Origin of the sequence: Streptomyces sp. S.PNR 29 (assembly GCF_030386795.1) — a bacterium.
In the GTDB taxonomy this organism is placed as follows: domain Bacteria; phylum Actinomycetota; class Actinomycetes; order Streptomycetales; family Streptomycetaceae; genus Streptomyces.
The window spans coordinates 943,088-954,253 of the sequence record NZ_JANUQM010000001.1 but is presented as its reverse complement, the minus strand read 5'-3'; the positions used below and the strand labels follow the sequence as shown (position 1 = coordinate 954,253).

General features: G+C 70.6%; 10 protein-coding genes and 1 rRNA gene. 2 read left to right on the top strand and 9 right to left on the bottom strand.

Annotated elements, in window-relative coordinates; translation table 11 throughout:
• A 5S ribosomal RNA gene (gene rrf, locus NW895_RS04690) occupies positions 1-85 on the top strand; the annotation flags it as partial.
• Between the two features lie 47 nt (positions 86-132).
• On the opposite strand, the gene NW895_RS04685 is transcribed toward rrf, so the two are convergent.
• The 4 genes from NW895_RS04685 to NW895_RS04670 are packed head-to-tail and all read right to left on the bottom strand — an operon-like array spanning position 133 to position 3,782.
• Positions 133-804: a response regulator transcription factor gene (locus NW895_RS04685; protein WP_289933888.1), complete on the bottom strand. Its 672-nt coding sequence runs from the start codon at positions 802-804 to the stop codon at positions 133-135.
• Positions 801-2,045, bottom strand: coding sequence for a histidine kinase (locus NW895_RS04680; RefSeq protein WP_289933887.1), 1,245 nt, complete (start codon positions 2,043-2,045; stop codon positions 801-803). Before NW895_RS04680 ends, NW895_RS04685 begins: the two co-directional genes overlap by 4 nt.
• Before the next feature lie 37 nt (positions 2,046-2,082).
• A complete protein-coding gene (locus NW895_RS04675) occupies positions 2,083-2,865 on the bottom strand; it encodes an ABC transporter permease (protein ID WP_289933885.1) in 783 nt (260 codons plus the stop codon).
• Positions 2,862-3,782 (bottom strand): ABC transporter ATP-binding protein, encoded by a 921-nt coding sequence (locus tag NW895_RS04670; RefSeq protein ID WP_289933883.1) that lies wholly within the window; start codon positions 3,780-3,782, stop codon positions 2,862-2,864. Before NW895_RS04670 ends, NW895_RS04675 begins: the two co-directional genes overlap by 4 nt.
• 94 nt (positions 3,783-3,876) lie before the next feature.
• Here NW895_RS04670 and NW895_RS04665 point away from each other — a divergent pair, with 94 nt between their 5' ends.
• Positions 3,877-4,416 (top strand): GNAT family N-acetyltransferase, encoded by a 540-nt coding sequence (locus NW895_RS04665; protein ID WP_289933882.1) that lies wholly within the window; start codon positions 3,877-3,879, stop codon positions 4,414-4,416.
• A gap of 3 nt (positions 4,417-4,419) precedes the next feature.
• On the opposite strand, the gene NW895_RS04660 is transcribed toward NW895_RS04665, so the two are convergent.
• The 5 genes from NW895_RS04660 to NW895_RS04640 are packed head-to-tail and all read right to left on the bottom strand — an operon-like array spanning position 4,420 to position 11,032.
• Positions 4,420-5,883: a type IV secretory system conjugative DNA transfer family protein gene (locus NW895_RS04660; RefSeq protein WP_289933880.1), complete on the bottom strand. Its 1,464-nt coding sequence runs from the start codon at positions 5,881-5,883 to the stop codon at positions 4,420-4,422.
• Positions 5,884-5,892: 9 nt separating this feature from the next.
• Positions 5,893-7,302 (bottom strand): ATP-binding protein, encoded by a 1,410-nt coding sequence (locus NW895_RS04655; protein WP_289933879.1) that lies wholly within the window; start codon positions 7,300-7,302, stop codon positions 5,893-5,895.
• Positions 7,303-7,315: 13 nt separating this feature from the next.
• A complete protein-coding gene (locus tag NW895_RS04650; RefSeq protein WP_289933876.1) occupies positions 7,316-8,872 on the bottom strand; it encodes an SCO6880 family protein in 1,557 nt (518 codons plus the stop codon).
• Positions 8,869-10,209, bottom strand: a complete 1,341-nt coding sequence (locus NW895_RS04645; RefSeq protein WP_289933874.1) for a hypothetical protein — start codon at positions 10,207-10,209, stop codon at positions 8,869-8,871. Before NW895_RS04645 ends, NW895_RS04650 begins: the two co-directional genes overlap by 4 nt.
• Entirely contained in the window at positions 10,199-11,032 is an 834-nt protein-coding gene (locus NW895_RS04640; protein ID WP_289933871.1) for a hypothetical protein, read from the bottom strand. Before NW895_RS04640 ends, NW895_RS04645 begins: the two co-directional genes overlap by 11 nt.
• Between the last annotated feature and the right edge of the window lie 134 nt (positions 11,033-11,166).

Here is an 11,166-nt window from a genome sequence, read left to right as displayed (position 1 = left end):
TTACATTCCGAACCCGGAAGCTAAGCCTTACAGCGCCGATGGTACTGCAGGGGGGACCCTGTGGGAGAGTAGGACGCCGCCGAACAAATATTGAGAAAGGCCCACACCGTAAGGTGTGGGCCTTTCTGCTTTTCAGGACGGCTGTACCAGCTTCGTGTCGTACGCCAGGATCACCGCCTGGATGCGGTCACGGGAGCCGGTCTTGGCGAGGACGCGGCCCACGTGGGTTTTCACCGTCGATTCGGCCAGGTGGAGGCGGGTGGCTATCTCTGTGTTCGTCCAGCCCTTGCCGATGACCGTGAGGATTTCCCGTTCGCGGTCGGTGAGGGAGGCCAGGCGGGGGTCTTCCGGAACCGTCGCCTCGGTCGAGGCTCCGGTCGGCAGGTGGTGGACATACGCGTCGAGGAGACGGCGGGTGAGGCTGGGGGCCACCACCGCGTCGCCGGTCGCCACCGCGCGGATGCCGGCGAGGAGTTCCTCGGGCTGGGCGTCCTTGACCAGGAAACCGGAGGCGCCTGCGCGGAGGCCGGCGTAGGCGTACTCGTCGAGGTCGAAGGTGGTCATGATCAGGACCCTGGTGCGGTCGCCCGCGGCGGCGATGCGGCGGGTGGCCTCGATGCCGTCGAGGCCGGGCATGCGGACGTCCATCAGGACCACGTCCGGGTGGAGCTCGGTCGCCATACGGACGGCTTCGCTGCCGCCCGCCGCCTCGCCCAGGACCGTCATGTCGTCCTGGCTCTCCAGGAGCATCCGGAAGCCGAAGCGCTGGAGGGGCTGGTCATCGGCGATGAGGACGGTGGTCACTGCGGGGGTTCCTCCGGGAGGTGTAAACGGACGCGCCAGCCCTGCTCCGGGTGCGGGCGGGGACCTGCCTCAAGTGTGCCGCCGTACAGGGCGGTTCGTTCGCGCATTCCGGGGAGACCGCGGCCGTCGGACAGGGAAGCGGGCGGGGTGCCGTGGCCGGTGTCGGTGATCGTGAGGGTGACGGCGCCTCCGGGCTCGTGCGAGAGGTCTATCTCCGCGGTGGCGTCGGGGCCGGCGTGCTTCAGCGTGTTGGTGAGGGCTTCCTGGACGACTCGGTACACGGTGAGCTGGCGGCCCGGGGAGAGGGCGGGGCGACCGTGGACGGTGGTGCGGACGGGAAGGCCGGCGGAGCGGACGCCGTTGATGAGCTGGTCGAGGTCGGTGAGGGTGGGCTGAGGCGTCAGTTCGGCCTGGTTCTCGTTCTTCTCCTCGCGCAGGATGTCCAGGAGGCGGCGTAGTTCGCCCATGGCCTGGCGGCTGGTGGTGGCGATGGCGTCGAGGGCCTGCGCGGCGCGTTCGGGGGACTTGGTGGCCGCGTACCTGCCGCCGTCGGCCAGGCCCGTGATGACGGAGAGGTTGTGGCCGATGATGTCGTGCATCTCGCGGGCGATGCGGGCGCGTTCGGCGGCGGCGGCGAGCTGGGCCTGCTGGTCGCGTTCGATCTCCAGGCGGCGGGCGCGGTCTTCGAGGGCTTCGGTGTAGTTGCGGCGGGTGCGCACGGTGATGCCGATGAGTGCCGCGACGGCGAGGGACAGCACTCGCGAGCCGATCTGCTGGTCCCAGGTGCCCTCCCCGTAGCGGGCCACTGTCACGAGCACCGGGGCGACCACCAGGGCCGCCGCCCACCACAGCGTCCGCAGCGGCCGGCGCAGGGCTATGTGGAAGACGACGAGCAGCTGGAGCAGGGCAGCCTGGAGGGCGGCGCCCGTCCACGCGTTGACCAGGGCCACCGGTGCCATGGCGATGAGAGTGGCCCGGGGGTGGCTGCGCCGCCAGAGGAGGGGGACCGAGAAGCCGAGGCTCAGTGCGAGCAGGAGCCAGCCGGGGACGTCCACGTTGTGGGCGATGTTGCGCCAGCCGTCGCCGACGTAGTCGATCAGGGCGGCCGTCACCCAGAAACCGGTCAGGTGCAGGTCCCACAGGAGCGGGTGGCGCCGGTCGAGGGCGCGCACCCGCTTGGTGATGCGCTGGACGTGCTCGGTGAGGGGCTCGGCCGCCCGGTCTTCGGTCACGGGGTCCATCGTCCGGTCTTCGCGGGATGCTGAGAACACCGTGGTGTCATACGTCCCGTCGCCTCAGGGTCGCCGCGGCCAGCGCCAGCGTCGCCGCCGTCCACAGGAGCAGGGCCAGCAGGGCCGTGCCGGGTGACGCCTGGCCCGGCTGGGGCTGGGCGGTGGTGAGAGCCGTCAGGGCGTTGCCGGGGAAGTAGCGGACGGCGTCGTCGACGATGTCGTACGGGAGCATGGCCAGCACTTCCGGGAGGATCATCACGAGGCCGATGAACACGCCTACGGCGATGGGGATCGAGCGGGCGAGGGCGCCGATGGCGAGGGCTGTTACGGCGAGGAGGGTGAGGCCGGCCGCGTTGCCGGCGAGGGCGCGCAGGACGCCGGGGTCGCCTAGGGCGGCGGACTGGTCGGTGCCGTCCAGGAAGGACTGGGCCAGCGGGAAGGTGAGGAGGTTGGTCCACAGGCACAGGGCGAAGGAGACGGCGGCCAGCACTGCCGCCTTGGACCACAGGACGGGCAGGCGGCGGGGGACCGCTGTCATGGTGGCGCGGACCTGGCCTGTCGAGTACTCGCCGGCGGTGGCCAGGATGCCGAGGACGCCGAGGTTGACCGTGGCGAACTGGGTGCCGAGGAGGACGAACACGACCGTGTCCAGTTGCCCCTCGCCGCTGCCGTCGTAGGACGCGGCGAGGCCCAGGCCCATGGCGAGGGTCAGGACGCTCGTCGCGATGAGAGTGATCCAGGTGGAGCGCAGGGTCCAGAGCTTGTGCCATTCGGAGCGCAGGACGCGAGTGGGGGTGACGCGGTAGGGGACGGCCGTGGTGCTGGTCATGCTGCTGCTCCTTCGAGGGTCGCGGCGTACTCCACGGCGTCGTGGGTGAGGTCCATGAACGCCTGCTCCAGTGAGGTGGTGCGGGGGGTGAGTTCGAAGAGCGGGATGCCGTGGGCGGCGGCGGTGCGGCCGATGTGTTCGGCGTCGGTGCCGCGGATGTCGAGGGTTCCGGGGGTGTCGGAGGTGATGTCGATGCCGGGTGCGGAGAGCTGGCGTACGAGGGCGGTGGCCTCGGGGGTGACGACCCGGACCGTGCCCGCGCCGGACTGGCGTACGAAGTCGGTGACCGTGGTGTCGGCGAGGAGGCGGCCGCGGCCGATGATGACCAGGTGTTCGGCGGTCAGGGCCATCTCGCTCATGAGGTGGGAGGAGACGAAGACCGTGCGGCCCTCGGCGGCCAGGGACTTCAGGAGGTTGCGGATCCACAGCACGCCCTCGGGGTCGAGGCCGTTGACCGGCTCGTCGAGGATGAGGGTGGCCGGGTCGCCGAGGAGGGCGGCGGCGATGCCGAGGCGTTGGCCCATGCCGAGGGAGAAGCCCTTGACCCTGCGATGGGCGACCTCGGTCAGGCCGGTCAGCTCCAGGACGTGGTCGACGCGGCTGCGGGGAATGCCGTGGGTGTGGGCGAGGGCGCGCAGATGGTGGTGGGCGGTGCGGCCGGGGTGGACCGAGCGTGCCTCCAGGAGGGCGCCGACCTCGGTGAGGGGTGCGGGGTGGGCGGCGTAGGCGCGGCCGCCGACGGTCGCGTGGCCGCGGGTGGGGGCGTCGAGGCCGAGGATCATGCGCATGGTGGTGGACTTGCCGGCGCCGTTCGGGCCGAGGAAGCCGGTGACGGCGCCCGGGCGGACGGTGAAGGACAGGTCGGTGACGACGGTCTTGTCGCCGTAGCGTTTGGTGAGGTCCTGTGCCGTAATCATGCTTCGATGCTCGCGGCGGGCGGGGCGGCGGTCGTCGGACCGGCGGCAGTATTCGGGGTGAGGGGTGTCGTACCCGGGTACTACGGTGGCTCGTATGAGCTACGTGATCCGGTCCGTCCGTGCTGATGAGTGGGCCGCGGTGAAGGAGTTGCGGCTTGCGGCGCTGCGGGACCCGGTGGCGCATCTGGCCTTTGCCGAGACGTACGAGGAGGCCGCGCGCGAGCCGGATTCCTTCTGGCAGGAACGGGCGGCGGGGGCCGCCGAAGGCGCGGAGCGGGCCCAGCAGATCATCGCTCAGGGGCCGGACGGGCAGTGGGTGGGGACGGTGACCGTGCTGGTGGAGGAGCCCGGCACGACGGACTGGCTCGGGCTTCCGGTGGAGCGGAAGCAGGGGCACGTGGTGGGGGCGTTCGTCCGGCCCGAGGAGCGGGGCAGCGGGCTGACCGAGGTGCTGTTCGATGCCGCCCTGGAGTGGTCGTGGGGGCGTGGGCTGGAGCGGGTGCGGCTCATCGTGCACGAGGAGAACGGGCGGGCGCTGCGGTTCTACCGCCGGGTGGGCTTCGAACCGAGCGGGGTGACCGTGCCGGTGGGGGACTCCGGGGAGCGGGAGTTGGAGTTCGTGATCGAGCGGTGAGGGCTACACCGGCAGTTCGTCGTGCGGCCAGCGGGCGCGGCCCTGTTCGCGGGACCGGAGCAGGGCCAGGGTCGGCATGCCCCGGTCCGCTCCGGTGGCCAGCAGCTCCGGGAGCTGGGGAAGCGGAGCCACGGCGGCGATGTCGTCCAGGACGAGGGTGAGTGGTGGGTCGAGGCGACCGGAGGATGACCGTTCGGCCATGCGCCGGCCGCGCTCGACCACGCTTGAGACCAGGGCCGTCAGGAGGGGCATGGCGCCCGGATTCGTCCTGGGGTCCTCGATGGATTCCCCCACCACATAAAGCGTGCCCCCTTCGTGGACGAAGGAATCCAAGGTGAGGGCATCGGTTCGGTTGGGGGTGCAGGCCTCGCGGATGTTGACGGTGAAGAGGGAGGCCAGGGCCCGGCTGGTCAGCTCCTGCGCGATGTCCCGGCGTTCCGGGTGGCCGGTGAGGGCGCCTTCGAGTTCGCCTGCCGAGCCGGGGGCCGCCTTGGGGTTCGTACGGAGGGTGCGTACGGCGTCCTGGATCTGGGTGCCCTGGCACCAGCGGTGGACGTGGCGGATGGTGCGGCCGTCGATGGCTGCGGCGTGCAGGTAGCTGCGGAGCAGGGTTTCGGCGGTGTCGCCGACGGCTTGGTCGATCTTGGCGGTGGGGCGTACGGGGGTCAGGAGGGCGGCGGCTCTCGCTGCTGCCGTTTCTCTGTCCTCGCAGCCTGCCGTGGGGGACCAGTGGAGGCGGGCCGGGGTGTCGCAGAGGTGGGTGGGGTCGTAGAGGAGGGTCGGGCCGAGTTTGGCGCGGGCGTCCTTGGTGTCGGACCACAGGGTGGGGTTCGAGGTGACGACCAGGGCGGGGCCGTCCGCGTCGCGTACGGCCTGGGTTGCGGTTGCCCGGCGGTCTTCCCTCGTGGCCACGATGATCTTCTCCCACCCGGCCGGCCGGTCGCTGTCGGTGCCGCCGAACAGAGGGGCGGGAGGCTGGGGCTGTGGTGCCGTCGGCTGTGGGGGTGCGGGGAGTGGCTCGGTTCGTGGTGCCGGTACCTCGTGGTGGGCCGGGGCCGGTTCCGGGAGAGGCGCCGGTGTCGGTGCCGTCTGCTCCGTCCGCCGTCTCAGTCGTACGGCCCTCCAGCGCGCGACCGTTCCCATCACGAACACCGTGAGGACGAACAGGACCATCAGCTGGCCGATGAACAGTCCCCAGAACAGCCCGTACCCCGACAGTGAGTCCGTCGGGGCGTCCGGCCAGGCGCCCGTGATGTCGTGGGGCTTGGCCATGAGGTGGCGCATGGCCAGGGGGGTGTGGGTGAAGGTGACGCCGGCGGGCCAGGAGCCGTGGGAGAACCAGCCGGCGAGGCCGGTGGCCGTCCACACCAGCAGGGTCATGCCGAGGAGGAAGGCGAGTATGCCGATCAGGAGGCCGTCGGGGATGCCGCCGCCCTGTCTGTTCCGCTCGTGCTGGTCCGGTCTCACGCCGCCCCCTTACGCCACCGTCGACTCGGAGTCGCCGAGGTGCTGTTCCACGAAGGCCGCCGCCCGTTCCTCCGCCTCCAGTTCGGCGGCGCGCAGGGCGTCGTCGGGCAGGTCGGCGGAGGACTCGGTCATCGCGCGGTCGGTGAAGACCAGCGGGCGTTCCGTCTCCGTGACCAGGTGTTTGACGACCTGGACGTTGCCGTTGACGTCCCAGACGGCGATGCCGGGGGTGAGGGTCGGGATGATCTCCACGGCCCAGCGGGGCAGGCCGAGCACTTTGCCCGTCGCCCTCGCCTCGTCGGCTTTCTGGGCGTAGATCGTCCTCGTCGAGGCCATCTTCAGGATGGCCGCGGCCTCCTTCGCCGCCGCGCCGTCCACGACGTCGGACAGGTGGTGGACCACCGCCACGAAGGACAGACCGAGTCGGCGGCCGAACTTCAGCAGCCGCTGGAACAGCTGTGCGACGAACGGGCTGTTGATGATGTGCCAGGCCTCCTCGACGAGGAAGATGCGCTTCTTCCGGTCGGGGCGGATCCAGGTGTGCTCCAGCCACACGCCGACGATCGCCATCAGGATCGGCATGGCGATGGAGTTGCGGTCGATGTGCGAGAGGTCGAAGACGATCAGCGGGGCGTCGAGGTCGATGCCGACCGTGGTCGGGCCGTCGAACATGCCCCGCAGGTCACCGTCGACCAGCCGGTCCAGCACCAGCGCCACGTCCAGGCCCCACGCGCGTACGTCGTCCAGGTCGACGTTCATCGCCTCGGCCGACTCCGGTTCCGGGTGCCGTAGCTGCTCGACGATGTCGGACAGCACGGGCTGGCGGTCGACGATGGACTCGTTGACGTAGGCGTGCGCGACCTTCAGGGCGAAGCCGGAGCGCTCGTCGAGGCCGTGGCCCATGGCGACCTCGATGATGGTGCGGAGCAGCGCTAGCTGGCCGGTCGTGGTGATCGCCGGGTCGAGGGGGTTGAGCCGGATGCCGTGGTCCAGGGCGGCCATCGGGTCCAGCCGGATGGGAGTTATCCCCAGCTCCTGCGCGATCAGGTTCCATTCGCCGACGCCGTCCTCGCCCTGGGCGTCCAGGACGACGACCTGACGGTCGCGGAAGCGCAGCTGGCGCAGGACGTACGTCTTCTCCAGCGCCGACTTGCCGTTGCCGGACTCGCCGAGGACCAGCCAGTGGGGGGCGGGGAGCTGCTGGCCGTACAGCTGGAAGGGGTCGTAGATGTAGCCCTTTCCGGAGTAGACCTCGCGGCCGATGATGACGCCCGAGTCGCCGAGGCCGGGGGCGGCGGTCGGCAGGTAGACCGCCTGGGCCTGGCCCGTGGACGTGCGCACGGGGAGCCGGGTCGTCTCGACCTTCCCGAAGAGGAAGGACGTGAAGGCTTCGGTGAGGACGGACAGCGGATCCCGCATCAGGACTCAGCCCCTACCTTCGAATGCCGGTGGCGAACGGGAGAGTGTTCACGAAGGCGCGGTGGTGCTCGCGGTCGCACCACTCCAGTTTCAGATACGACTTTCCGGCCGAGGCCCTTATGGTCCGCTTGTCCCGGGCCAGGGCCTCCGGTGAGCGGGAGGAGACGGTGATGTACCCGACCAGGTTGACGCCCGCCGCGCCGCTGGCCAGGTCCTCGCCGCGCTGGTCGAGGCGGTTGTGGGCGGCGATGTCGCGGGGGTCGACGGTCCGGTTCATCTTGGCGGCGCGGGAGGCCTCGGCCTCGTCGTTGGTCTTCTCGGTCAGCATGCGTTCGATGGCTACCTCGGTGGGTTCGAGATCCATCGTCACGGCGACCGTTCGGATGACGTCCGGGGTGTGGACGAGGAGAGGCGCGAGGAAGTTCACGCCCACCGGGGTCATCGGCCACTCCTTGACCCAGGCGGTGGCGTGGCACCAGGGGGCGCGGGTGGAGGACTCCCGGGTCTTGGCCTGGAGGTAGGTGGGCTCCATGGCGTCCAGCTCGGCCGGCCAGGCATTACGTTTCGTCATCGCCTGGATGTGGTCGATCGGGTGGTCCGGGTCGTACATGGAGTGGATGAGCGAGGCGAGCCGGCCCTGGCCCAGCGGCTGGCGTACGCGGATGTCCGCCTCCTGGAGGCGGGAGCAGATGTCGGTGAGCTCACGGGCCATGACGACGGCGAGACCGGCGTCCCGGTCGACCTTGCCGCCGTGGGGCCGGGCCGCGCGGGCCATGGCGTGGGCCTCGGCGGCCAGCTCGCGCGTGTAGTGCATGCAGGCGACGAGGTAGGCGCGGTGCTGCTCGCTGCTGGTCGACACCATGGACAGCAGCTGGTCGTACGACTGCTGCAGCCAGGGCAGCGCCTTGTCGTCCCCGCGGACGGCGACGTCCTTGGCGTGGGCGTCCGGGTCGGCGGGGAGGGTGCGGGCGAGCATCTGAAGGCGCGTCACGAAGCCGTCGCCGTTCGCCACGTGCTTGAGCAGGGTGCCGAACCGGTCGACGAGGGCTTCCTGGTCCTCGGAGTCGCGCAGGCCGACGCCGGGGCCCTCGATCTCGATGGCGGCGGTGACGGTCTTGCGGTCGGCGTGCAGCAGGACGGCGATCTCGTCGGGCCCGAAGGGGGCGGACAGCCAGGTGATGCGGCCGATGCCGGGCGGGGGGCCGACCTCGACCTCACGGCCGTCGAGCCGGGTCCCGGCCTCCATGGCGGTGGAGCGGTAGGTGGCGCCCTGCTTCAGGGTCCGCTTGTAGCTGCGGTTGATCTCGAACCACTTGTAGAAGGTGCGGCGCTTGTACGGCACGTAGACCGCGGCGAGTGCGAGCATCGGGAAGCCCGTCAGCAGCACGATGCGCAGGGACAGGACGGGGACGAGGAGTCCGCACATCATGCCGAGGAACGCGCCCGCGATGATCAGCGCGATCTCGCCGGTTTCACGGTTCCGGCCGATGATCGCGTTCGGCCGGGCGCGGCCGATCAGATATGTACGGCGGGGCGTGACCGGATGGGACACGTGGGACTCGGTCGTCAACGCCCTTCACCTCCCGTGCGGTTGGTACTGCTGTTGCGGGTGTTGCTGGCGTGGGGGGTGTTCACCGGGCTGCTCGAACGGGGTGCGGGTGCGGCGGACGGGACGGATCCGCCGCCGCCGTTCGGGGTGCGCGTGCTGTGCGCGGCGACGCCACCGGAGGCGGGGTTGGTCGGGCGCGGGGCGGACGAGGAGGTGCCGCCGCCGTCGCCCTGGTGGGCGCGGGAGCTGTGGGTCTTGATGCCCTGGGCGACGAGGGTCGCGGGGGAGCTGATCACGGCGGCGGCCTTGCCTTCGGCGCCCTGCATGAGGCGGTTGTTGCGGGAGCCGGCGATCTCGTCGCCGAAGCCGGGGACGAAGCGGTAGATCATCGCGGACGCGAAGATGGCGAGCAGGATGATGGCGAGGCCGGAGACGACCGCGGAGAAGGCGTCGGGGCCGTCGTCGGCGGACAGGGCGCCGGCGAGGCCGAGCACGATGACGATGACGGGCTTGACCAGGATCACGGCGATCATGATCCCCGCCCAGCGGCGGACGTGGCCCCACAGGTTCTTGTCGACCAGGCCGGCGTAGACGACGGTGCCGAGCAGGGCGCCGACGTAGAGCAGGGCGGCCCTGATGACGAGCTCCAGCCACAGCACGCCTGCGGCGAGGATGCTGACCAGGGAGACGACGATCAGCATGATGGGGCCGCCGCCGATGTCCTCGCCCTTGTCGAGGGCGGCGGAGAAGGTGCCGAAGAAGGCGTCGGTCTGGTCGCCGGTGGCCTTGGCGAGGACCTCGGTGACGCCGTCGGTGGCCGACACGACCGTGTACAGGATCAGCGGCGTGAAGGCCGAGGCCAGGACGGTGAGCCAGAGGAACCCGATGGCTTCGGACAGGGCGGTGGTGAGGGGGACCCCTCGGACGGCCCGCTTGGCGACGGCCAGCAGCCAGAGGAGGAGGGTGAGGATCGTCGACGCCGCGAAGACCACGGCGTACTGCTGCAGGAACTTCGGGTTCGTGAAGTCGACGTTCGCGGTGTCCTTGACGGCCCCGCTGAGCTTGTCGACGGTCCAGGAGGCGGCGTCGGCGCAGCCCTTGGCCAGGGAGGAGAGGGGGTCGAGGGTGGAGGTGGGGTCGAGGGAGGTGGTGCCTGAGGAGCCGCCGGAGCTGCCGCCTTGGCCGCGTTCGCAGTAGTCCTTGGCGGGGCCGCGGATGAGGTCGCAGGGATCACTGCTGTCCGTCGGCGTGGGCGTTGGGGTGGGGGCGGCGAAGGCGCGGGTGGCCAGCAGCACTGTGGTGGCCTGCATGGCGGCGACAGTGGCCGTTACCTTGAGGAAGCGGCGGTTAGCGCGCATAGGTGAACCCTCCGTACTCCTCGACAGCCTTCGTCATGTCGTCGGCGGTGGAGGCCCTCTGGTCGCGCCCGACCGGCACCGGCCCGTCCTTCTGCTGGAAGTCGGTGACCTTCCAGTCGTTGTTGGTCCACTTCAACTCGTACGTGGTGGTGTACCAGCTCTCGGTCACCGGATTGGTCGAGCCCTCTCCGGACAGGCCGAAGAGCGACGTGTACCAGACCTCGACGGTGGCGCTGTCCGCACTGGAGGCCGTGGCCTTGGTGCCCACCGGAATCACCCGGGAGACGAAGGTCTGGCCGGCTGGTGCCTTGCCGTCCTTGGTGAGACCGATGTTGCTCAGGAACTTCTCGCTCGCGTAGGCGCTGTCCAGATCTGCCTGGCGGGCGGCGGCGGCATCGGGGGCGTAGACGGTGTTGACGATCTCGTGCCGTCTGGCCTTGTCGAACATCTCGGCCGACCCGAGTGCGACCGCATAATTGGCCGCCGCACTCTCCGCCCCCTGCTGATCATGCGCGAACCCCGACGCGATCCCGCCCGACTTCGCCTGGACCGGTCGCTCCCCCGAGGGGGCCGTCGCGGCTGTGTCCGGCTTGTCGGTGCTGCCCCCCGCGGATGCGGAATCGTCTCCTCCACGGTTCGCGAAGGCGATCGCGGCGATGAGGAGGACCACCACGCCGACCACCGTGACCAGGCTCCGCGACGACGACCGGCCGGCCCGGCGCGCGCCGCCGTACACGTCGCCGTGCCCCTCGGGCAGCCGCGTCCGTGTCTGACCCGTGCCGCCGTAACCGCCGGAGGCCTCGTGCTCGTCCCCGAGACTCATGCCGCGTACGCCCCCTCGACGTCGTGCGGAAACACCTCGTACCGAATGCCGTAGCAGTACGACGGTAGCCGTGCTGGTTCCCGCGCGGGCGCGGTGTGGTGACTCGACATCAGGGAAACGCAACCTCAGCCGGT